Source organism: Williamsia soli (genome assembly GCF_017377795.1).
GTDB lineage: Bacteria > Actinomycetota > Actinomycetes > Mycobacteriales > Mycobacteriaceae > Williamsia > Williamsia soli.
This window is the reverse complement of sequence record NZ_JAFRDR010000001.1, coordinates 626,801-647,060: the sequence shown is the minus strand read 5'-3', so window position 1 is coordinate 647,060 and position 20,260 is coordinate 626,801. Positions and strand designations below refer to the sequence as shown.

General features: G+C 65.0%; 23 protein-coding genes and 1 pseudogene. 11 read left to right on the top strand and 13 right to left on the bottom strand.

All coding sequences use genetic code 11. The features are described 5' to 3' along the window. Window positions 1–9: 9 nt before the first annotated feature. A complete protein-coding gene (locus tag J3S28_RS02855) occupies window positions 10–1,647 on the top strand; it encodes an acyl-CoA dehydrogenase family protein (protein WP_207837323.1) in 1,638 nt (545 codons plus the stop codon). A 23-nt stretch (window positions 1,648–1,670) separates the two neighbouring features. Beyond that, window positions 1,671–2,689, top strand: a pseudogene (locus J3S28_RS02850) (crotonase/enoyl-CoA hydratase family protein). An 87-nt stretch (window positions 2,690–2,776) separates the two neighbouring features. Here J3S28_RS02850 and J3S28_RS02845 read toward each other — a convergent pair. Further along, window positions 2,777–3,364 (bottom strand): hypothetical protein, encoded by a 588-nt coding sequence (locus J3S28_RS02845; RefSeq protein ID WP_207837320.1) that lies wholly within the window; start codon window positions 3,362–3,364, stop codon window positions 2,777–2,779. A 212-nt stretch (window positions 3,365–3,576) separates the two neighbouring features. Here J3S28_RS02845 and J3S28_RS02840 point away from each other — a divergent pair, with 212 nt between their 5' ends. The 4 genes from J3S28_RS02840 (at window position 3,577) to J3S28_RS02825 (ending at window position 5,754) form a co-directional block, all read left to right on the top strand. Further along, window positions 3,577–3,819, top strand: a complete 243-nt coding sequence (locus J3S28_RS02840) for a hypothetical protein (RefSeq protein WP_207837317.1) — start codon at window positions 3,577–3,579, stop codon at window positions 3,817–3,819. A gap of 69 nt (window positions 3,820–3,888) precedes the next feature. After that, on the top strand, window positions 3,889–4,719 hold the full coding sequence (locus tag J3S28_RS02835; protein WP_207838141.1) for an LLM class F420-dependent oxidoreductase: 831 nt from the start codon (window positions 3,889–3,891) through the stop codon (window positions 4,717–4,719). Between the two features lie 82 nt (window positions 4,720–4,801). After that, on the top strand, window positions 4,802–5,188 hold the full coding sequence (locus J3S28_RS02830) for a TA system antitoxin ParD family protein (RefSeq protein ID WP_207837314.1): 387 nt from the start codon (window positions 4,802–4,804) through the stop codon (window positions 5,186–5,188). Continuing rightward, window positions 5,185–5,754 (top strand): ATPase, encoded by a 570-nt coding sequence (locus J3S28_RS02825; RefSeq protein ID WP_207837312.1) that lies wholly within the window; start codon window positions 5,185–5,187, stop codon window positions 5,752–5,754. Before J3S28_RS02830 ends, J3S28_RS02825 begins: the two co-directional genes overlap by 4 nt. 12 nt (window positions 5,755–5,766) lie before the next feature. On the opposite strand, the gene J3S28_RS02820 is transcribed toward J3S28_RS02825, so the two are convergent. Together J3S28_RS02820 and J3S28_RS02815 are read right to left on the bottom strand one after the other, a co-directional pair. Beyond that, window positions 5,767–6,621, bottom strand: coding sequence for an NmrA family NAD(P)-binding protein (locus tag J3S28_RS02820; protein WP_207837311.1), 855 nt, complete (start codon window positions 6,619–6,621; stop codon window positions 5,767–5,769). After that, complete coding sequence (locus J3S28_RS02815) at window positions 6,618–7,451, bottom strand: NmrA family NAD(P)-binding protein (RefSeq protein WP_207837309.1); 834 nt, start codon at window positions 7,449–7,451, stop codon at window positions 6,618–6,620. The genes J3S28_RS02820 and J3S28_RS02815 overlap by 4 nt, the downstream gene beginning before the upstream one ends. A gap of 81 nt (window positions 7,452–7,532) precedes the next feature. Between J3S28_RS02815 and J3S28_RS02810 the strand changes: the two genes are divergently transcribed. After that, on the top strand, window positions 7,533–8,468 hold the full coding sequence (locus J3S28_RS02810; protein ID WP_207837306.1) for an AraC family transcriptional regulator: 936 nt from the start codon (window positions 7,533–7,535) through the stop codon (window positions 8,466–8,468). 17 nt (window positions 8,469–8,485) lie between these two features. Next, window positions 8,486–8,890, top strand: coding sequence for a YchJ family protein (locus J3S28_RS02805; protein ID WP_207837303.1), 405 nt, complete (start codon window positions 8,486–8,488; stop codon window positions 8,888–8,890). A 27-nt stretch (window positions 8,891–8,917) separates the two neighbouring features. Here the strand turns inward: J3S28_RS02805 and J3S28_RS02800 are convergent, their stop codons facing one another. Then, entirely contained in the window at window positions 8,918–9,304 is a 387-nt protein-coding gene (locus J3S28_RS02800) for a VOC family protein (protein ID WP_207837299.1), read from the bottom strand. 75 nt (window positions 9,305–9,379) lie between these two features. On the opposite strand from J3S28_RS02800, the gene J3S28_RS02795 reads away from it, so the two are divergent. After that, the gene (locus J3S28_RS02795) at window positions 9,380–9,832 is read left to right on the top strand and encodes a MarR family winged helix-turn-helix transcriptional regulator (RefSeq protein ID WP_207837297.1); all 453 of its coding nucleotides are present in this window, start codon (window positions 9,380–9,382) and stop codon (window positions 9,830–9,832) included. 519 nt (window positions 9,833–10,351) lie between these two features. Next, window positions 10,352–11,011: an alpha/beta hydrolase family protein gene (locus J3S28_RS02790; RefSeq protein WP_207838138.1), complete on the top strand. Its 660-nt coding sequence runs from the start codon at window positions 10,352–10,354 to the stop codon at window positions 11,009–11,011. Window positions 11,012–11,019: 8 nt separating this feature from the next. On the opposite strand, the gene J3S28_RS02785 is transcribed toward J3S28_RS02790, so the two are convergent. The 3 genes from J3S28_RS02785 to J3S28_RS02775 all read right to left on the bottom strand — a co-directional run bounded on the left by J3S28_RS02785 (window position 11,020) and on the right by J3S28_RS02775 (window position 12,361). Beyond that, complete coding sequence (locus J3S28_RS02785; protein ID WP_207837295.1) at window positions 11,020–11,358, bottom strand: hypothetical protein; 339 nt, start codon at window positions 11,356–11,358, stop codon at window positions 11,020–11,022. Window positions 11,359–11,400: 42 nt separating this feature from the next. Then, window positions 11,401–11,598: a CsbD family protein gene (locus J3S28_RS02780; protein ID WP_207837292.1), complete on the bottom strand. Its 198-nt coding sequence runs from the start codon at window positions 11,596–11,598 to the stop codon at window positions 11,401–11,403. Between the two features lie 193 nt (window positions 11,599–11,791). Next, the gene (locus tag J3S28_RS02775) at window positions 11,792–12,361 is read right to left on the bottom strand and encodes a TIGR03086 family metal-binding protein (RefSeq protein WP_207837291.1); all 570 of its coding nucleotides are present in this window, start codon (window positions 12,359–12,361) and stop codon (window positions 11,792–11,794) included. A 187-nt stretch (window positions 12,362–12,548) separates the two neighbouring features. Between J3S28_RS02775 and J3S28_RS02770 the strand changes: the two genes are divergently transcribed. Then, window positions 12,549–13,454 (top strand): alpha/beta hydrolase, encoded by a 906-nt coding sequence (locus J3S28_RS02770; RefSeq protein ID WP_207837290.1) that lies wholly within the window; start codon window positions 12,549–12,551, stop codon window positions 13,452–13,454. Here the strand turns inward: J3S28_RS02770 and J3S28_RS02765 are convergent. From J3S28_RS02765 to J3S28_RS02740, 6 genes are all read right to left on the bottom strand, one after another. Beyond that, a complete protein-coding gene (locus tag J3S28_RS02765; RefSeq protein ID WP_207837287.1) occupies window positions 13,446–14,717 on the bottom strand; it encodes a competence/damage-inducible protein A in 1,272 nt (423 codons plus the stop codon). The two genes, J3S28_RS02770 and J3S28_RS02765, sit on opposite strands and share 9 nt — an antisense overlap. Before the next feature lie 57 nt (window positions 14,718–14,774). Then, window positions 14,775–16,172 carry a carotenoid oxygenase family protein gene (locus J3S28_RS02760; protein WP_207837285.1) on the bottom strand — a complete coding sequence of 466 codons (1,398 nt, stop codon included), beginning with the start codon at window positions 16,170–16,172 and terminating at the stop codon, window positions 14,775–14,777. A 114-nt stretch (window positions 16,173–16,286) separates the two neighbouring features. Then, the gene (locus J3S28_RS02755; RefSeq protein WP_207837282.1) at window positions 16,287–16,895 is read right to left on the bottom strand and encodes a hypothetical protein; all 609 of its coding nucleotides are present in this window, start codon (window positions 16,893–16,895) and stop codon (window positions 16,287–16,289) included. A 244-nt stretch (window positions 16,896–17,139) separates the two neighbouring features. Continuing rightward, the gene (locus J3S28_RS02750; RefSeq protein ID WP_207837280.1) at window positions 17,140–18,255 is read right to left on the bottom strand and encodes an alpha/beta hydrolase; all 1,116 of its coding nucleotides are present in this window, start codon (window positions 18,253–18,255) and stop codon (window positions 17,140–17,142) included. Between the two features lie 10 nt (window positions 18,256–18,265). Further along, entirely contained in the window at window positions 18,266–19,150 is an 885-nt protein-coding gene (locus tag J3S28_RS02745; RefSeq protein ID WP_237340929.1) for an LLM class flavin-dependent oxidoreductase, read from the bottom strand. A 62-nt stretch (window positions 19,151–19,212) separates the two neighbouring features. Then, window positions 19,213–20,232 carry an aldo/keto reductase gene (locus tag J3S28_RS02740; protein ID WP_207837276.1) on the bottom strand — a complete coding sequence of 340 codons (1,020 nt, stop codon included), beginning with the start codon at window positions 20,230–20,232 and terminating at the stop codon, window positions 19,213–19,215. Between the last annotated feature and the right edge of the window lie 28 nt (window positions 20,233–20,260).

The following is a 20,260-nucleotide window of genomic DNA, read 5'->3' as shown; positions in this document are numbered from 1 at the left end:
AGTCGAGAGATGTCCACTCATCTCGTCACAAATCAGGTCCCTGAGCTGGTCGGTCACGACGCCGCCGACACCCCGTCGATTCTCGAGGCAGTGCACCGCGCCGACGCTGATCACGTCCTCGACGAGCTTCACCGGGTCGGGCGGCTGGCCGGCAGCGCCGAAGCCATCGACTGGGGCGACCGCGCCGAGGCTCATCCCCCGACGCTCAGGACCCACGATCGATACGGCAATCGGATCGACGAGGTGGACTACGACCCCGCCTATCACCGCCTGATGAAGGAGGCGGTCGGACTCGGACTCGCCGGCACGCCGTGGACGCGGTCAACACCCAACCCGCATTTCGTCCGGGCGGTGACGATGAGTGTGTGGAGCCAGGTCGACGCCGGCCACAGTTGCCCGATCTCGATGACCTACGGCGCCGTCCCCGCGCTGCGCGCCAATCCCGACCTGGCAGCGTTGTACGAACCCGGACTGACGTCGACCGTCTACGACCCGGGCTTGCGTACGCCGCAATCGAAGGCAGGGTTGCTGGCGGGCATGTCCATGACGGAGAAGCAGGGCGGCTCCGACGTTCGCGCCAATACGACGACGGCAACCATCACTTCTGATGGCACCTACCGCATCACGGGTCACAAATGGTTCACGTCGGCGCCGATGTGCGATGTGTTCCTCGTCCTGGCGCAAGCGCCCGGCGGGTTGTCCTGCTTCCTGGTCCCGCGAATCCTGCCGGACGGAACCCGCAACACCTTCGCGCTACAGCGCCTGAAAGACAAGCTGGGCAATCGATCCAACGCCAGCAGTGAGGTCGAGTACGACAACACGGTGGGCTGGTTGGTCGGCGATGAGGGTCGTGGGGTGCCGACCATCATCGAGATGGTCAACATGACCCGTCTCGACTGCACGCTCGGCTCGGCGTCGAGTATGCGCAACGGTGTGACACAAGCCGCGCACCACGCCAACTACCGCACAGCATTCGGTGCCACTCTCATCGGTCAACCGTTGATGCGCAACGTGATCGCCGACCTCGCCATCGAGGCCGAAGCGGCGACCTCCGTTGCTCTGTGGCTTGCCGACATCACCGACAAGGCCGCTGCGGGCGACGCGTTCGCAGATTCGCTGCGCCGGATCTCCCTGGCTGTGAGCAAGTACTACGTCTGCAAACGCGCACCCATCCACGCCGCGGAGGCCCTGGAATGCCTTGGCGGCAACGGGTACGTCGAGGAGTCGCGCATGCCGCGCCTGTATCGAGAGGCTCCGCTGATGTCGATCTGGGAGGGGTCGGGCAACGTCGCCGCTCTCGACGCCCTGCGGGCGATGGCGAAGCAGCCCGAGACGCTCACTGCGTTTCTGGATGAGGTGAAGCTCGCCGCGGGAGCCGACGCTCACCTCGATCGCGCGATCTCCGATCTGGAGAACCAGTTCCTCGACATCGACAGCCTGCAGCACCGGGCACGGCGGGTCGTCGGCCAGATGGCGCAAGTACTTCAGGGTTCATTGCTCGTCCGCTACGGTCACCCGGCGGTTGCAGACGCGTTCACCGTCAGCCGGCTCGGGCGCGACCACGGCGACGTGTTCGGCACGCTACCCACCGGCGTCGACACCGCCGCGATCGTCGAACGAGTGACTCCCAAACTCGAAACCCGCTAGGGGACAACGTGTCCGAACACAGCATACGATCTGGGTCACAGCCTGCCGGGTGGCGCGACGACCTCACCGCAGGCGAGGACTCGCTGTTCGCCAGCCGAACCCCACCCACCAACGCGGAAACCTACCGCACGCTGACGTATGAAGTGACCGGTCGCATCGCACGGATCACCTTCAATCGCCCGAAGCAGGGCAACGCGATCACCGCCGACACCCCCGTCGAACTCGCCCGTGTTGTGGAACGAGCAGATCTCGATCCCGCGTTCATGTCATGGTCGTATCGGGACGAGGCAAGGGCTTCTGCGGTGGCTACGACCTGTCGATCTTCGCCGAGAACGGGGGCAATCCGGCTGCCGGACCGGACCCCAGCGAAGGCACCGCCATCGACCCGGTGGTGCAGGCGCGCAATCACGACCCCTCGCGCACATGGGAACCCATGATCGACTACGCGATGATGAGCCGCTTCAACCGCGGTTTCGCCAGCCTGCTCCATGCCAACAAACCGACGGTGGCCAAATTGCACGGATTCGCCGTGGCGGGTGGAACCGACATCGCGCTGTACGCCGATCAGATCATCTGCGCCGACGACACCAAGATCGGGTATCCACCGACGCGCGTGTGGGGCATCCCCGCAGCCGGCATGTGGGCGCATCGACTCGGCGATCAGCGAGCCAAGCGACTGCTCTTCACCGGAGATTGCCTGTCCGGCAAGCAAGCGTACGAGTGGGGTCTCGCGGTCGACGCACCTCCTGCCGACGAGCTCGACGACCGCACAGAGGATCTCCTGCAGCGCATTTCCCGCACACCGATCAACCAGCTGATCATGAGCAAGTTGGCGCTCAACAGTGCGCTGCTGGCGCAGGGTGTCGCCAACTCCGGGATGATCAGCACGGTGTTCGACGGCATCTCCCGCCACACCCGCGAGGGCTATGAGTTCCAGAATCTTTCAGCCACCGTGGGATTCCGAGAAGCCGTGCGGGAACGTGACGAGATCAACGGCGACTGGAAGCGCGCGCAATTCGACAAACCAGATACCCGTCGCTAGTTGCGTCCCGGAGCTCTTGTTATCTGGCTCAGTGCGCGTGCCTGTCTGTCGGTGACACGAACGTCAGGCGGATGAGTACGGATCGGGTCACTTCCGCGCCGCTGAACACCTCACGATGACGGCGGCGCTTGCCACAAGACCGATCACCGCCCCGATCAGCGGAAACCACAGCCAGGTCGGGCCGATCTCCCAGAAGGGCGGTGCCCCAGACAAACCCGAGTAGCCGGCACCCTCGTCGTAACCATCGGGGCGCGGGCCGTCGGCGTTGATGACCCCGATCAACGGAGGCGACCAGTGTGCAATCGCAGCGCCCCACAACCCGGTCAAAAATCCTGCGGTTCCGGCAGCCAACACGACCACCACCCCGTCTGAACGCAGGGGGGCTTGCTTCGCGCCCGGACCGATTGCGGCACCCGCCATACCGGCGGAAACTCCGAGCATCAATCCGATAACCGCAAGGAGCAGTGTCGGCCACCACGACGGCCCGCCCGCGTACTCGTAGAAGTTGAGCCGAATCCAGTAGCTGGTCGCACCCGGCGGAAGCGGCGGTGGATCGGCATCCACCGCCAGCCTAGGGGCGGTGTATCTCCAGCCGAGACCGACCAAGATCCCGACCCCGAGGCCGACCGAAGCCGGCACTCCTATACCGACCTTGAGATCCTCCCGTGGCCCCATCTGCACATTCAAGCACTCAGTGATCGTATTCGGGCACCGGGCAAGGCACGGTCGGCGAAGCCAACCGGCTGCTATAAAGTTTGACACTGACAGGTCAAGGTGTCTAGTTTCGACCAGCCGAGACGCGGTGAGACAGTCGGGGGTCATATGTCAGCACGCACTGCGCATCCAAGTCCTGGGGCACCGAGCACGGTGGCAACCGGGATGCGGTCATGAACGCCTTCCAGGAGACCAGCGAGTTGTTCGAGTCCCTGCACGAGGCGCGACTGCGAGCCGTGCAGGCCCAGCGTGCCGCGACCCTGCATGGCGTTGCCGATCACGCCCGGGTGGCGCTCGGACGTGTCGTTGTCGCCCTGGAGATTGCCGAAGATGCCTGTCGCGAGGCGCACGCGGTGACCGGACCCACTCCCGACCGCGACATGTTGCCCGAGAGGCCGCTGTACAGCGCGGAATGACCTCGACCGCCATCCACACCTCGTGGCGGGCGCCCCTTCAGCTCCACACACTGTGCTTCGATGGAAAGTATGGATTTCGGAGTCTCTACATTTGTGACCGACGAAGGCATTCGCCCCGACGTGCTCGCCAGGGCGCTGGAGGAGCGCGGCTTTGATTCGTTGTTTCTCGCCGAACATTCGCACATCCCGGTCAGCCGCGAGTCTCCCTACCCGGGCGGCGGCGATCTGCCGCGGGTGTACTACCGCACTCTCGATCCCTTCCTCGCGCTCACCGCTGCCGCCGCAGCCACCGAACGATTGATCCTCGGCACCGGGATAGCGCTACTGCCCCAGCGTGACCTCCTCCACACCGCCAAAGAAGTCGCAACCCTCGACCTGCTCTCCAACGGACGGGTCGCCTTCGGGGTGGGCGTCGGATGGAACCGCGAAGAGATGAGCAATCACGGCACCGACCCCAAGACCCGGGGCGCCCTCATCAACGAGCAGTTGGCCGCGCTGAAACACATCTGGACCGAAGACGAGGCCGAGTTCCACGGCGAGCATGTCAACTTTGATCCGATCTTCGCCTGGCCGAAACCGGTCCAGAAGCCGCATCCCCCGATCTACATCGGCGGCGAGAGTCCCGCGGCCATCGATCGCCTGGTGAAGTACGCCGATGCATGGCTCCCCCGGGCGCACACGAGCGCCGACGACCTGGTCCGCGTACGCACGGAGTTGGCCGAACGCGGACGATCCGACATTCCCTTCACCATCTTCGGCGCGGGACGTAAGGCCGAGGAACTCGACGGATACGCCGCGGCGAACGTCGAGCGCGTCACCTTCCTGCTGCCGACGCGTCCGGAAGCAGAAACGCTGGCCACACTCGACGAGTTCGTTGCCGCTGCAGACCCATATCGCTGATCCGAACGGGTCTCAATGCATCCGGGTCGTATCTTGTAGCAGACTGCTACAATCGGTTGCATAATGCTACGAGGGAGCTGTGATGACCCAGACTGCCGACAAGGTGACCCGATTCGACTCCGCGCTCGTCGACTCGGCCATCGCCGAAGGGCGACGCCAGAACCGAACCGGTCGCCAGCAACTCGAGTACTGGGCCCGGATCGGACAGGCCATGACAGCCCACGAGACCTCGGCGCTGAATCGGGTGCAACAGGCGTTGGCGGGCACCCTGCCGACCGCTGAACTCACCGACGCCGAAGGCCGCCTGTTCAACGCCGAAGTCGACGTCCGGATCGCCGACAGCCTCGCCCGCACCGACTACCGGGCCGAACTCGCTGCCAGCGGCATCACGACCGTCGTCCTCGACGATCAGGGACGGCTTGTCGAGCAGAGCCCTGACGGCACCAGCCGCGTGCTCGACAGCGAGTGAAGCGCCTCGACCTGGTTATCGGACCGAACGGTTCGGGCAAATCCACCTTCGTCGAACGCGGACTCGCCCCCATTTTGCCGGGCAGCGTCTTCGTCAACGCTGACGTGATCGCACGTCAGAAGTGGCCCGACGATGCCGAGGCAAAGTCGTACGAGGCAGCGCAGGCGGCCGCAGCGACCCGTGATGCTCTCATCGTCGCGGGCCGATCCTTTATCGCCGAAACAGTGTTCTCGCACCCGTCGAAGCTCGACCTGATATCCCGGGCGCAGTCCAAGGGCTTCGTGGTCGTCGTTCACGTGCTGCTGGTTCCTGAATCGCTTGCGGTCTTGCGTGTCTCGCATCGTGTTGCGGCGGGCGGGCATTCGGTTCCGGAAGCGAAGATCCGCGAGCGCTACGCCAGATTGTGGCCGCTGGTCGCCACAGCCATCAGCTCCTCAGAGCAGGCCACGGTGTACGACACCGCAGGTGGCACCCCAACAATCGTGGCCCGGTTCGCCGGGGGTTCGCCTGTCGGCGCGATCTCGTGGCCTGCCTGGACACCGACAGCACTGAGTCTGTCGGCCTGAAACCCCCGACAGTCACCCAGCCCACACCCCCTGCGCCGCAGCCTCTTGGATGAAGTCGGTGAATCTGCGCGGCGCCCGTCCGAGCACTTCTCGGACACCGTCAGAGACATGTGCGTTGCGGCCTTCGCGGATCCAACCGAAGACCTGTGTCAGGTCAGCTGCCAACGGGCCGCCGACCCCTCTCCGCTCGACCAGGTACGCAACGAAGTCCTGATCGGTCATCTGCTCGTAGTCGACTTCGGTGCCGGCCGCCTGCGCTATCGAACCGGCCGCGTCTGCGAACGTCAGGAGGTCAGGTCCGGAAAGCTGATAATCCTTGCCTGCGTGGCGTTCTGGGTCCAGCAGCGACGCAGCTGCGACATCACCGATGTCGCGGGTATCGATGAACGGCTCGCGACCGTCACCTGACGTGCCGACGAGACGTCCTTCGACAATACTGTCGCGGAACAGATCCCATTCGCTGAACACCTGCATGAACCACGTCGGCCGGAGCACCGTCCACGTCATCCCGGATGACTGCACTGCAGACACCACCGCAGCGTCGCCCGGCCGGTGGGACACCACGGCGTCGCGCGACGACAGCAGCACCGCGTGGCTCACCCCGGCACACTTTGCTGTGCGAGCGAAGTCTGACATCGACTGCGCAGCATCCGATTGCTGCGAGTCGACCAGATATACCGCATCGACGCCGTCGACCACGGGCGCCCAGCTGGTCCGGTCGTCCCAGTCGAACCGCACCAATGTGCCGTCCTCGATGGGGCCGCCAGACCTCGACACCGCCCGGACGTCGACTCCGTCCACCGAGTTGAGCGCACGCACCACCTGCCGGCCCGTCTTTCCTGTCGCTCCCAGCACCAGAACCCTCATGCCCGCCACCTCCCGTCGGCAGCAGTGCGAACGACGTAGTCTTCGAATGTCGCCGGCGCCCTGCCCAATACGCGTTGGATGTCATCGGTGGTCTCCGAGATCAGCCCCCGCTCCATGAGCACATACATCGCGGCGATGGTGTCAGCTTCGGCGCGGGACAACCCTTGCTCGGTGAGCGTGTCGGCGTACTGCCCAGGGGTGATCTGCCGGTAGGTGATCGTTCGGCCCGAGGCTGCGGCGATCAAACCCACCACCTCACCGAACGTGATGCCGCGTGGTCCGGTCAGCTCGTACGTCTTTCCCTCGTGCCCCGGATTCGTCAGCACCTCGGCCGCGACCGAGGCCACGTCTTCGATGTCGACGAAAGGTTCGGGCATTTCCCCCGGTGGCGCAGCGAGTTCCCCCTGCAGCAGGGGCTCGAGGAACACCTCTTCGGAGAAGTTCTGGTTGAAGTTCGACGAACGGACGATGGTCCAGTCCAGAGCAGACGCGCGCACGGCCCGCTCTGCCGCGCGCATGTCGAGTCCGAAGGTGGAGTCGCCCCAGCTGTCGGCAGCCCTGCCGGACAGCAAGGTCACACGACGGAGGCCCGCCGATTGCGCCCGGTCGATGAAGTGGTCGACCGGCCCGACCTCGGCCGGTGGAACAAGATAGGCCGACGACGCACCGTCGAGCGCAGCGTCCCAGGTGTCCGGGCGTGACCAGTCGAACGGGATGGCGCTGGATCGAGAAGCCGGTCGCACCGGTGCGCCGAGGAGCCGGAGACGGGCTGTCACCCGGCGTCCGGTCTTGCCGGTGGCACCGATGACAAGGATTGTGTTGTGGTTCATGAGACCAGTTAAGCCACCATTCGCAGAGCATTCCATAGCTCAGACACTGGTTTGCCTGTTGATTCGTCTAAGGTGGGGTTCATGGACGCGTTTGGTGACCTTCTCCGGGGCGTGCGGTCCCACGGCTCTGTCTTCGGCTATTCGACCCTGTCGGCCCCCTGGGCCCTCGACTTCATCGACGGCGCCCCGCTGACGTTGTGCGTGGTCGTCGACGGTGCGGGGTGGATCGTCCGCGATGATCATGAGCCGTTGCGAATCTCGGGCGGGGACACGGTCGTGCTCCGCGGACCGGAGCCGTTCTCCTTTCGCGACGACGTGGACACCCTCGCCGAGCCTGTGGCCTGCGGCGACCATTGCTCCATTCCCGAGAACGGCGGAGCCCGGCATCGCCTGGGGTGGGCCGATTGCGGGGACCCCGACGCTTCGACCTCCATCGTTGTCGGCGCCTATCCGGTGCACGGCGAGATCGGCGACCGGCTGTTGCAGGTGTTGCCACCGATCATCCGCATCCCACCCGACACCGATGCCGATCCGGTCGCGCGTTATCTCGCGACGGAGGTCGCCGCCGACCGGCCCGGGCAGCAGATCGTGCTCGACCGGCTTCTCGACTGGTTGCTCGTCTGCTCACTGCGCACCTGGTTCGACGACCAAGAACAGGCAGCGCCGCAATGGTATTCAGCCTTGCACGACCCGATCGTCGGACCGGTGCTCCAACTGATGCACGCCGAGGTCGACGCCCCGTGGACCGTCGCCGCGCTGGCTCGCCGGGCAGGGGTGTCCCGTGCCACCCTCGCCAAACGGTTCACCGACCTCGTCGGCGAACCTCCGCTGACCTACCTGACCCAGTGGCGGATGACCATCGCCGCAGATCGGCTCACCGACCGCCCGGACCTGAGCATCGCGGACGTCGCACAGTCCGTGGGGTACGCCGATCCGTTCACCTTCAGCACGGCGTTCAAACGCACGAAAGGAATCAACCCCAGTACCCACCGCACGAAGGTCGGCCTGGCCACGTAGCCGCACCCACCTAGGCTGTGTGGGTGGCCACCTCCGATCGACGCTGCCCATGCACCAGCGGACTCCCCTTCCACGACTGCTGCGGACCGGTCGTGGCCGGCGCCCGCCCGGCGCCAACCGCCGAGGCACTGATGCGGTCGCGCTTCACCGCCTTCGCGACCGGCGACCGCAACTACCTGATCCACAGCTGGCACCCGCGGACGAGACCGGCCGAACTCGACCTCGATACCGCAATGCGTTGGTATCGCCTGGACATCGAATCGACCCGTGGCGGTTCACCATTCGACTCGACCGGCGAGGTCGCGTTCACCGCGTTCTACCGTGTCAGAGCCGGCCAGGCCGGAACTCTGAGAGAGCACAGTCGATTCGAACGATACGACGGCCGCTGGGTGTACGTCGACGGCTCGATCACTCCGAGCTGACCGGCAGCTCGCCTCGTCGGCCGGCCCTCAACCCGCGGTATGAATGGTGACGATGTAGCCGTCTGGGTCCCGCAGCGAGAACTGCAGCCCGAACGGACCCTCGAACGGCTCCTGCGCGATCGGCACTCCCCGCTCCACGAGGCGTGCGTGCAACCCGGCCGGATCCGCGCTACCGAACCACACGCCGATGCCCGCACCGAGTTGACCGACGGCGTCGAGATCCATTCCGGGGAACGGTTCGCGAACCGCGAAAGCGGTTCCGCCCGAAGAGAACACCACGGCAGCGGGATTGGCCGCCGGTAGCCGGTTGAGGCCGATCGTGTCCGCGTAGAACGCCGCGGACGTCGCCAGGTCGCGCACCTGGAACGACACGAAGTCGGGTCCGCTGGTGGTCGTGCTGATGCTGTTCGTCATGTCGAGCTCCTGCTGTCGTCGGGCTTTTTGTGTCAAAATACTGACACTCAATTTCGGCCGTGTCAAAATGTTGACATGACGACATATCGTGACGACACAGCCTCCGAGGCGTTGGGGCTTCTGGTAAAGGAGACCCAGGCGATCCTCCATCTGCGCATGGCCGAGCGCCTACGCCATCTCGAACTGAGCGTGCCGCAATACGCATGCCTGCAGGCTCTGGATCACACACCCGCCAGTACGAGTTCCGAACTCGCCCGGCACGCCTTTGTGTCGCGCCAATCCATGAATGTCCTGTTGCAGGGGCTGGAGAAGCGCGGACTCATCGAGCGTTCTGAGGAGCCCGGACCACGACGCGAACGCGCCACCGTTCTCACACCCGCAGCAGCATCCCTACTCGAACGTGCGCAAGCCGAAGTCGCTGCGGTCGCGAACACGATGACCAGCCAACTCGCGGCGCCTGACGTAACGAAACTCATCGCGCTGCTCACGTCGTGCCGCGACGCACTTCTCGCATCCGACCCCGGATGAGTCAGGCACGAACGCGCTCAGACGTGCACGTCGCGCAGACCGACCGCACCCCGTAGGCCTGAGCAGTTGAAGCAACCGACACACCCAACGCAGTCGGTGCATCCGACGCACCCGACGCAGGCTATACACCGCTGGCACAGTGCGCTCGCCACGACTGCGAGACACCCTGCGACACCGAAAGAAAATGCAGTGCCCGCACTTCCGGCGACCACTGCGCTGGTCGCGGTGCCCGCAGAACCCGCGACCACAGCACTGGCCACCGTCGCGACGGAGGTACCGACCCCCGCGCTCGCCACAGTCCCTGCCGAACCCGCGACACCTGCACTCGCCACGGTCCCGATCGATCCCGCCACAGCGGCGCTCGACGAGGTGGCCATCGACCCCGCCACCGCGGTCGAATCCGCCGTGGCCGCCGAGTCGACGACCGTGCTGCCGGTACCGCAGGATTTCGTCACGGCGGTCATTCTGCCGCAGTCCACGCGATGTGTCTCGGGTTCCGTCGCTGGGCACACTGGACTGATGGAGACCAAGGAATACGCCCCGGGCCGGCTTGTCGATGTGTTCGGAGACGCGACGGACCCTGTTGTCCTGTTGTGGCACGGCACCCAGACCGATGCCCGGGCCGCGTTGCGACCATTCGCGACACTGCTCGCCGATCATGGTTTCCACGTGATCGTTCCCGACTGGGATTCTCATGCCGCCGACCGTGGGCGCGACGACCTGTTGGGATCCTTGCGTCACGCCGCAGCCGCCGGTGCATTCGCGCTGATCGGCTGGTCGCTGGGCGGGACAGCGGCCGCAGGGGTGGCTCTACACGCCGACCACTACGCCAGTCCCGTGTTACGGGTGATCACCTTGGCCGGTGCGTTCGGCGCAACCAATCCGCTGACGGGCGAAAGCCTCCCCACCGGTGATCTGCCGACCGGAGCTCGGATACCGATCACACTGTTACACGGCATGTCCGACGACGTGGTTCCGCTCACTGCGAGTGAAGATTTCGCAGCCGCGCTCGACGACTGGCCGCTCGAGCTGATCACTGTCGATGCCGACCACGGCTCGATCGCCGGCACCACCTACGACGCGGACGCCGACAGATATTGCGCTGCAGATGATTCGGCCACCATTGACGTGGCCGGCGACGTCGTCGAGCGCATCAGCGCAATCCTGCGACAGCCATAGTCTGCGGGTTACTTCTTGCGGCGCCCGATGATCGACCGAGGCGTCTTCTTCTGTTCGTCATCGGCGTCTGCAGTGCGCGCCTTGCGCCGACTGTACGAGCCGATTTTGATCAGCAGTTTTGATACGGCCGTCGGATTGTCGTTTCGCCGCTCTATCCGATGTCCTGCCGTCAGTAGGATCTTCGCGACCAGCGGCAGGACGATTGCCAGAATCAGGTAGCGGTACAGGTATTTTCGTGCCAACAGCGGGATCATGGTTCTCCTGGTGCTCATCGTGGATGGTGACGCGGACGTACCCATAGGGAATCGATCGAAACCCACAGTCGAGACGGAGGTGGTGGCCGACATCGGCCACCACCTCACCCCTCGCAACTGTTGTGGCAGCCGAACTCAGTCGGTCAGCTTGCTCTTGATGTTCGACGCTGCGTCGGAAACGTTGTCGCCGACCTGCTTGGTCTTACCCTTGCCCTGGTCGGCTGCGCCCTCAGCCCGGAGGTCGTCATTGCCGGTCGCTTCGCCGATCTTCTCTTTCGCCTTGCCTGCAACCTCTTCGGCCTTGTGCTTTGCCTTGTCGATGAAGTCAGCCATGTGTTCTCTCCTCCTGTTCCTCGCGCCGAACCCCATTGCCCGGTCGCGCCTTACATGAATTGAGACGGGCCACAGCACGGGAGTTGCACGCATAAGTGAGCCAGAACACGAGTTGACATCAGTGACGCCGACCGTCGCCATCCGCGAGTTCTGGACCCGCCACTTCGCCCGAAGCCTGCCTGCTCCTTCGTGATCACGCAGGCGGGGCCAGGCGCCACGATCGCGGATCGCGTCCGGCGATGGCCACGGTCCGGTCCAATAGTGACAGCGTCGCGTCTACTGGGACCGGCTCGCCCCAGAGTTCTGGCAGCGGCGCCTCGGTCAGGAAGCCCTGCACATGATCGTGGCAGGCGAGCACCACTGATTCCGGCGGGACGAACCCTCGATGGGTCGCGACTGCGAGGTCCCAGCCGTGCACGATCACCTCGGTCATCGCGATCTTCCCCCACGTCTCGTTCGGCAACTCGAGGCCGGCCAAGTCCGAATCGCCATCCCAGGCCCGGGGTTCTGCCCACGCTTTGGCCAGGTCACGGACGTGATCGGCAAGCTTGCCGCGCGACGCGTCATCGTTGACCGCTGTCACCGCAGGACTCGAGATCTCACCACACGCCGCCGCGGTGAACCCGGTGGCGCCTTCATCGATGTGCATCAGCAGATCGGACACCGTGTAGCTCTCGCAGGGTGTGGCGCGCGCCAGATCGTCGTCGTCCAGCTGCTCGATGAGATCGGCCAATGCGTCGGATGCCGCTCTGAAGTCGATCATCTGCTTCCTCTCAGTCGGCTGGTACCTGCAGATTCAGACCGCGGCACTGCCCAGAAGTCATCGCCAGCCCGCTATCGTGTTCAATCCACCACATTCGTCCCCGTAGCGAGCAGTTGAGGGCGCATTCCCCTCGGGCGTCCCTCTCGGGGCCGATTGTGGTGCACGCTCACTCGAGAACAGGGGTTTCATGCAGTTCGGATCGACCGACCTCTTGCGAACAGTTCCTGCCGAACACATCGACGAGGCCGTAGCGTTCTACGCAGCGAGACCTTCCGGCCGCGGTCCGGGCAATCTCGATGAGCTCCGCGAGGCTCGCGCTCAGCGCGTGGTCCACGCCACCGATTCGGCGGTTGTCGAAGAGACAGTCGAGGCGGCCGGCCGACAGGTGCCGGTGCGCATCATCACCCCGAGCGAGGTGCCGGCGCGCGGCGTCCACCTGGACATCCACGGCGGCGGGTTCTACATGGATTCCGCAGCACGCGGCGACATCCGAAACCAGGAGCTGGCAGATGCGCTCGGTGTCGCGGTGGTCAGTGTCGACTATCGGCTTGCCCCTGAACACCCCTGGCCTGCAGCGCCGGACGATTGTGAGACCGCGGCGCGGTGGCTCACCGACCATGCCGCGGGCACCTTCGGTACTTCACGGTTGACGATCGGTGGGTTCTCGGCAGGGGCAACGTTGGCGATGACCACCCTGATGCGACTGCGGGACCAAGGGATTCGCAGCCTTGCCGGCGCGGCTCTTCAGTTCGGAACCTACGACCTGAGTGGCCGGACGCCGGCAGGACGCCTGATCAGCGACGAGTACTTTCTCGAGGCGTATGCCGGTCACGTGGCCGACCGCACGCTTCCCGACGTCTCCCCCATCTACGGGGACCTACGCGATCTGCCGCCGCTCTTACTGGTGGTGGGGGCGGGGGACATCCTGCTTGAGGACAACGTGGCCATGGCGTCGCGGCTGGCAGCGGCCGGCGTGGACGTCGACCTGCGCATCTACCCGGCGTCGCCGCATGGGTTCACGAACCACCCCACCGCGATCGCCGCGACCGCGCGGGAAGACATCGGCTCCTGGCTGTCAGGCCGCCTAGGCTAAGGCCGCCGCCAGCATGTGCATCGCAGCCGTGGTCGACAGTGCCCGCACACTGGCGCGGTCGCCAGGGAGCCGCAAGGTGCGCGTGACAGTCGGCCGGCCGGACGTTGCGATCCCGAAACAGACGGTGCCGACCGGTTTGAGCTCGGTGCCACCGCCGGGTCCGGCAACGCCCGTGGTGGATACCGCGATATCCACGCCCACGCGCTTGCGCACCCCCTCGGCCATAGAAGCTGCGACCTGTTCGCTGACCGCACCGTGTTCGGAGATCATCTCCGCGGGCACGCCGAGGAGGTCGGATTTGACCTCGTTGGAGTACGACACCACTCCGCCGATGACGTACGCCGACGAACCGGCCCGGTCGGTGAGGCGGGCGGCGATCAGACCGCCGGTGCACGATTCGGCGGTGGCGATCCGGCGACCGGACAGGCGCGTTGCCACGATGTCGTCGATGGTCGATCCGTCGGTCGAAAAGACCTGCTTGCCATGATATTCGGCGACCTGCGCTGCCAGCTTCGCGTACGCGGCGTCGGCGGAGTCGGGATAGCGGGTCACCATCTCGAGTTCGCCGAGGCGCAGGCACGTCGTGATCTCGAGATCGCCGAATCCCGGAACCTCGACCTCTGCGGTCCGCAACGTCGCGGCGAGATCGGCTTCGGACAGACCGTAGGCACGGATCGTCGACTGCCTGACGATCGACCGCCCTGCCAAGGCAATTGCCACAGCGGAGGATTCGAGAGCTTCCGGCCACATCTCCTGAAGCTCCCGAGGCGGCCCCGGCAGGATCAGGATCGCCGGCAGCGGGCCGGTAGCCGGTATCGCAACGCCCGGTGCGGTGCCCGTGGGCGCGATTGATTGGGCACCGTCAGGGACCAGCGCCTGTTTACGGATGCCGGCGTTCAATGGCTCCGAATCGACCGCGGTGCTCATCCGGCTGCGCCATCGCTGCACGATCGCGTCGATTCGTTGCTCGAGTTCGACGTCGAGCTGCAGTTCACGTCCGCAGAAGGCAGCAACGGTGGCCACGGTGAGGTCGTCGGCAGTCGGGCCCAGGCCTCCCGTCGTGACGATGAGGTCTACCCGCTGATCGGCCAGGAACTGCAACTGGGCGGTCAGGTCGTCCGGTCGATCGCCGCACACGGTGATGTGCGCGACGTCGACACCCATCTCGAGAAGCTGCCGGGCAACCCACGGACCGTTCTGATCGGTGACCCGACCGCTGAGAACTTCGGTTCCCGTGACCACCACACCCGCACGCACTGCCATTGCATCGACCTTAGTGGTGCGCCACCGTTGCCGCGACGACGCCGCCGAAAGAGCCGGTCACTTCTCGAGCCACGCCCCGTGCAATCCCGCTGGTACCCGGATCGGCAGATCGATGGTTGCGATGGGCCCGTCTTCTGGGCTGGCCGCGGTCAGGAGATAGAACCGCGACCGTAGGTCTTCGGGGTCGGTTCCGATGGCGCCCCAGTAATCGTGATCGGCGCCAGGGATGTAGATCGGCTCACCGATGGCCACACCGGGGCTCCACGAGACCTCAGAGCTCTTCGCGACATCGTGGAACCACAGGCTCTCCTGGAAACCGGTGTCTGACTCGGACTTGCCGACCGTGGCGACCCGCTGGTGGTCGAGCGTCAGCAACCGGTCGTCGACCCGTGGGAACTCGATGTCCGTACGCTCGCTGACCCGGGTGCGGCTGATGGTGCCGGTGGCCGGGTTGGTCGCCGCGCGCATCAATCCGGACTTGTTCGGGACGGCTGATTCGGCGAACCCGCCGGGGAACGTCCACTCGACGTAATCGACCGTGACCGTTCCGTCCGCATTGTCGAAGGCATTGGCGAAGTGCCACACCCAGAACGGCTCCGCCTGGACCCAACGCACCGGTCCCCCGTCGCGCGGGATCAGGGCGATCCGAGTGCCGTCGTCGGGCCGCCACGACAACAGCGATCCCCCGGCCATGACGGCCGCGATGTCGAAGATCAGTGGACACACGAACAGCACCACATACTTCTCGGTCAGCGCCATGTCGTGGATCATCACCGGGGCGTCGAGACCGTCGATGGCGGTGGGCGGACGCAGCGACGAACCGTCCGCCGCGACGACCGACCAGGTGAGGTAGGGCGCCTCGAGAATGTAGTTGAACAACACCATCTCGCCGGTGCGTGGATCGATCTTCGGATGCGCGGTGCTGCCCACCCGCATCGCGCCGTCGCAGTCCTCCGCGCCGAGCGTCGCCAGCGTGCGGGGGTCGAGCAGATAGGGCTTGTCCGACTCGGCCATTGCCATCAGGCGACCGGCGTGCCGGACGATGTTGATGTCGGGCAGTGCCCGGGTGGTTCCGGCGAGTTCCTCTCCGACGACGCTCGCCGGTGGGGTGTAGCCGTCGGTGATGCCCGACCAGATCGCTTCGCCGCGTTCCTCTTCCAGCTCCACCATGGGAGTCCGCACGAATCGGTTGCTGTAGGAGGCACGACCTCCCTCCAGCGTGACCCTGTGCACCATGCCGTCGCCGTCGAGCGGGAACACGAACGACCCGATGGGGTCGAATCGTGGATTCGGGCCGTTACGCAGGTAGCTGCCGCTCAGATCTGCTGGGATCTCGCCGACGACCGGCAGATCTATCGCATCCGTCTCGTCGCGCTGCGGGGCGAACACCCCGGTCAGATGGACATTGCCGGGGTCGATCGGGGCGGGTCGATTGGGGTCGGCGGTGACGGTCATCGGAAAACTCCTTCATCGAATGGGCTGTGGACGATGAGCCGAGTCTGTGCCCGAAAAGGCGTAGGAACCTCCGTCAGATGACGGATGTTCCTACGCCTGTTCACAGCGGGGTGACTATTGAGCGGGCTGGGTGCCCGCGCCGGCCGGCCGCGAGTCGGCGATGGCCCGAGTGCGCTTGATGGCGAAGACGATCAATGCGATCGGGACGACCCAGTTCAGTACGAGGTTGGCTGGGTGCGATCCGGCGAGATCCTGCGATGAGGTGATCGCGCCGGCGATGATGTGCGAGACGGCGATGGCGAAGATGACACCGGCCCACATCAGGCTGATCTGCTTGTTCTTCGCGCGGAAAATCGGTGAGTCCCAAAGGCTTTTGTCGACGCTCTCGCGGGCGTACTGCTCCGTGAACGGAATCGTGAATGCCGAAATTGCCATGATCGCGGCGAGGACGAATGTCGAACCACCACGGCCGAAGTTGACCAGGTTCTCATCGACCGCGTGGTCTCCGACGAGACCGATCGCAGCGATGATTCCGAACGTCACGACGCCGGCGACATCCAGGATCTTCCAGCCGCTGCGCATGGTTTCGTACACGGTCAGACCCAAAGCGATCACGAACGCGAGAATTGCTGCGAGTGCAACGTGGTCGGCTCCGAAACGCTCGGCGACCACCGAGAAGACGATCCAGGGGGCAAAACCGAGCAACATTGATTTGGCGTTCATTGAGTCCTCTGGTTCTGTCCGGTAGTAGCGATATTTAACCTTGAGCAGGGTTGGCAGCGCAATAAATAGCGGAAATCGAGTTACCGGCCAAAACAATCACACCACTTATGGTCACGAACGGAAGCGCCGGCGAAATCTGCTCCGGTTCTGTCGATCTGCTCCGTTTCCAGCGCTCTGGACGCGGAGCAGATCGCTGAAAATGGAGCACATATCGCAATGGTCGAGCGGAATGCCGATATGTACGTCAGTGAGTGGGCTCTGCATCCGGGTCGGGGGTGACGTGGCGCCCGGCCAGGTCGTGTAGCTCTCGGAAGACTCGCTTCGACGATTCCGCCCACGGCATCAAGATCGGAAAGACGTGGAACATCCCGGCCTCTTCCATGGCGTGCACGGGCACCCCGGCCTTGCCAAGGTTTTCCGCGAATTCCCGGATCCCGTCACGGAACATCTCATCGGCACCCCAGCACACAAAGGTGGGCGGGAACCATTCCGGATCTGCCATCGAGTGGACCGCCGACACCCGCTCATCGTTGGGCTGGACACCCGCGAGATACGGTGCGGCAGGCAGGCTCCAGGGCAGGATGTCGGACTGTGCGTTCAAGGTGATCGACGGGTGGTTGAAGTCGAGGTCCACCTCCGGCGAGAACAGCGCAACGGCAGCGGGCTTCGGCAGGTCGTGATCGTGCAGGTATTTGATCAGCGACGTCGCGAGACCGCCCCCACCCGAGTCACCGGCCACCACGAGGTGGTCCGCGTCGACGTCGCGGTCGAGCAGACCCCGGTACACGTCCGCGGCGTCGTGGACACCCGCGGGGAACGGGAACTCGGGGGCCATCCGATAATCGGCAATGAAAACCTCGTACCCGGTGATCTTCACGAGCTTGGCCGCGAATGCGGAGTACATGATCGGCGACGTTCCGATGTAACCGCCGCCGTGCAGGTACAGGATCGTCGCGCCGATCGTCTGTTTGTCGTCGCAGTCCTCGACGTGGGCATCGGAGCTGGCCTTCGCCCGGCACCAAATCCCTTCGACACCCCCGATTGTGTCGTCGGTGATCTCCACATCGTCGGTCAATCCGATGAACGGAGGCATCACCACCCGGCAGACGTCGTCGAGAATGCGTTCCATCGACCGGAACTCTTCGATCGGGAGTCCCATCGAGTACCCCATGAAGGAGCGGATGGTCTGACGGGTGACCGACTGCCCGACGTTGTCCAGCAGACCTGCCGGGCCCTGCCACGGTCGGCGGAAGGGCACCCTCGCGAGTCCGTTGAGCATGCTCTCTGCCAAACCGAACACGGTCAGCGCGGTCACCGGCGCGGATGCGGTCTGCACCTCGGGACGATCAGCCATAACCATGGTGACCATCCTAAGGGCGGCCAACGCTCGCAGCAGGATCGTGGCTCCGCCCTTGGACGGACGGGGTGATCAACTCGTCGGCCACCCAACGGGCGACCCCGTCGGGGTACGGCGCGCCCAAGCCCAGGACGAAGTGGCGAAAGCCCGCGTCGAGTGCCTGACCGATGGCGTCGCGGGTGTGCTGCGGGCGGACGTAATCCACCGACAGGTGGATCGACCTGGTGATCGCGGCGGGGTCTCGGCCGATCTCGGTGCAGTAGCGGTCGAGGAGAGCACTCCGGCTGATCACATCAGCGATGTCGCCGCCTGGCACATTCCACAGGTCGGCGTGCTCGGCAACCACTCGCAGCACAGCGGCCGAACGTCCGCCGATGAGCATCGGCGGGCCGGGGCGCTGAACAGGTTTGGGATTGCCGAGCGCACCGGTGAGCTTCACGTATTCACCGTCGAAATCGAACGGCTGGTCCTCGGTCCACAACCGCTTGATCACGACGGCCGCCTCCGCAAGGCTGCCGACGGCGTGCGGCACATCGTAGAACGGCAGGCCGTGCGCGGGGTATTCACGCCAGGCCATCGGCGGGTTCGGACGCGAGCCTGCGCCGATACCGAAGTCGAGCCTGCCTCCCGACACGACGTCCACGGTGGTGGCGATCTTCGCAAGCATCGCCGGTGGCCGAAAACGGTTGCTGGTCACCAGAAGTCCGAGACGTATCCGTTCAGTCTGCGCAGCGAGGGCGGAAAGCAGGGTCCACCCCTCGAAGATCGGCCCGTTCGGGTCGCCGCCGATGGGCATCAGGTGGTCGAAGAGCCAGGCGTGCTCGATCTCTTCGATCGCGTCGGCCTCGCGCCAGACGCGGAGGATGTCGTGGTAGTCGACGTTCATGGGTGCGGTCATGATTCCGAAGCTGGGTCGAACATTGTGCGGCATGCGGGTGGTCCTTTGAACGAGTGGTGGGTTCAGCGTCGACGCAGCGACGAATCGAGGAGCGCCGGAGGCGTGTCGAACTTTTCGTCCGGCGCGAGATCAACTCCTGGAGCGACGATCTCATCGATCGCATCGAGCACATCGGCGGACAGCACCGTGTCGGCGGCGGCGAGTTGCGAGTGCAGGTGATCGACGGTTCGCGGTCCGATGATGGCGCTGGTGACGCCAGGATGCGCGGTGACGAATCCGAGTGCGAGCTGGATCAAGGTGAGGCCGGCGCCTTCGGCGACAGCAACCAGCTTCTCGACGGCGTCCATCTTCGCACGGTTGGACGCAATGGCGGTGTCGAAGCGCTGCGGCATGAATCCTGAACGGCTGGTGGTCATCTCCCGCCCTTCGCGGATCGCACCCGAGAGCCAACCCGACGCCAACGGACTCCACACCAATACACCCAACCCGTATTGCTCCGTCACCGGCAGGACATGGGATTCGATGCCGCGCTGCAGGATCGAGTAAGGCGGTTGCTCGGTCACGTACCTGCTCAGGCGATGTTCCCGGGCAGCCCACTGGCCCTCCACGATGCGGTAAGCCGGGTAGGTCGAGGAACCGAAGTAGCGAATCTTTCCCGCCCGCTGCAGATCGGTGAGCGCCGACAAGGTCTCTTCGTCACTCGTGTTCGGATCCCAGCGATGGATCTGGTAGAGATCCACGTGGTCGACGTCGAGCCGTCGCAGGCTGTTCTCCAGTTCCGCGACAATCCACCGCCGCGAACTGCCCCGGTGATTGCGCTCATCACCCATCGGGTTGAACACCTTGGTGGCAAGCACCACATCATCGCGGCGGCCGGCGATGGCCTTGCCGACCATCACCTCTGACTCCCCCTGGCTGTACATGTCAGCCGTGTCGATGACGTTGATGCCTGCATCGAGGGCGGCATCGACGATGGCCGTCGCATCATCCTGCGTGGTGCGGCCGATGGCGCCGAAGTTCATGGCGCCGAGCGCAAGCGTGCTGACCTGAACGCCCGTACGTCCCAGAGTTCGAAATTTCATGCTGGTCCTCCTGACAGATGATCGGATG

What these genes read in the sequence shown, in the direction of transcription:
- J3S28_RS02855 (WP_207837323.1), top strand. Translation starts at nt 10, where the DNA reads ATGTCCACTCATCTCGTCACAAATCAGGTCCCTGAGCTGGTCGGTCAC.
- J3S28_RS02845 (WP_207837320.1), bottom strand. Translation starts at nt 3,364, where the DNA reads ATGGGGCCACGGGAGGATCTCAAGGTCGGTATAGGAGTGCCGGCTTCG.
- J3S28_RS02840 (WP_207837317.1), top strand. Translation starts at nt 3,577, where the DNA reads ATGAACGCCTTCCAGGAGACCAGCGAGTTGTTCGAGTCCCTGCACGAG.
- J3S28_RS02835 (WP_207838141.1), top strand. Translation starts at nt 3,889, where the DNA reads ATGGATTTCGGAGTCTCTACATTTGTGACCGACGAAGGCATTCGCCCC.
- J3S28_RS02830 (WP_207837314.1), top strand. Translation starts at nt 4,802, where the DNA reads ATGACCCAGACTGCCGACAAGGTGACCCGATTCGACTCCGCGCTCGTC.
- J3S28_RS02820 (WP_207837311.1), bottom strand. Translation starts at nt 6,621, where the DNA reads ATGAGGGTTCTGGTGCTGGGAGCGACAGGAAAGACGGGCCGGCAGGTG.
- J3S28_RS02815 (WP_207837309.1), bottom strand. Translation starts at nt 7,451, where the DNA reads ATGAACCACAACACAATCCTTGTCATCGGTGCCACCGGCAAGACCGGA.
- J3S28_RS02810 (WP_207837306.1), top strand. Translation starts at nt 7,533, where the DNA reads ATGGACGCGTTTGGTGACCTTCTCCGGGGCGTGCGGTCCCACGGCTCT.
- J3S28_RS02800 (WP_207837299.1), bottom strand. Translation starts at nt 9,304, where the DNA reads ATGACGAACAGCATCAGCACGACCACCAGCGGACCCGACTTCGTGTCG.
- J3S28_RS02795 (WP_207837297.1), top strand. Translation starts at nt 9,380, where the DNA reads ATGACGACATATCGTGACGACACAGCCTCCGAGGCGTTGGGGCTTCTG.
- J3S28_RS02790 (WP_207838138.1), top strand. Translation starts at nt 10,352, where the DNA reads ATGGAGACCAAGGAATACGCCCCGGGCCGGCTTGTCGATGTGTTCGGA.
- J3S28_RS02785 (WP_207837295.1), bottom strand. Translation starts at nt 11,358, where the DNA reads ATGTCGGCCACCACCTCCGTCTCGACTGTGGGTTTCGATCGATTCCCT.
- J3S28_RS02780 (WP_207837292.1), bottom strand. Translation starts at nt 11,598, where the DNA reads ATGGCTGACTTCATCGACAAGGCAAAGCACAAGGCCGAAGAGGTTGCA.
- J3S28_RS02775 (WP_207837291.1), bottom strand. Translation starts at nt 12,361, where the DNA reads ATGATCGACTTCAGAGCGGCATCCGACGCATTGGCCGATCTCATCGAG.
- J3S28_RS02770 (WP_207837290.1), top strand. Translation starts at nt 12,549, where the DNA reads ATGCAGTTCGGATCGACCGACCTCTTGCGAACAGTTCCTGCCGAACAC.
- J3S28_RS02765 (WP_207837287.1), bottom strand. Translation starts at nt 14,717, where the DNA reads ATGGCAGTGCGTGCGGGTGTGGTGGTCACGGGAACCGAAGTTCTCAGC.
- J3S28_RS02760 (WP_207837285.1), bottom strand. Translation starts at nt 16,172, where the DNA reads ATGACCGTCACCGCCGACCCCAATCGACCCGCCCCGATCGACCCCGGC.
- J3S28_RS02755 (WP_207837282.1), bottom strand. Translation starts at nt 16,895, where the DNA reads ATGAACGCCAAATCAATGTTGCTCGGTTTTGCCCCCTGGATCGTCTTC.
- J3S28_RS02750 (WP_207837280.1), bottom strand. Translation starts at nt 18,255, where the DNA reads ATGGTTATGGCTGATCGTCCCGAGGTGCAGACCGCATCCGCGCCGGTG.
- J3S28_RS02745 (WP_237340929.1), bottom strand. Translation starts at nt 19,150, where the DNA reads ATGACCGCACCCATGAACGTCGACTACCACGACATCCTCCGCGTCTGG.
- J3S28_RS02740 (WP_207837276.1), bottom strand. Translation starts at nt 20,232, where the DNA reads ATGAAATTTCGAACTCTGGGACGTACGGGCGTTCAGGTCAGCACGCTT.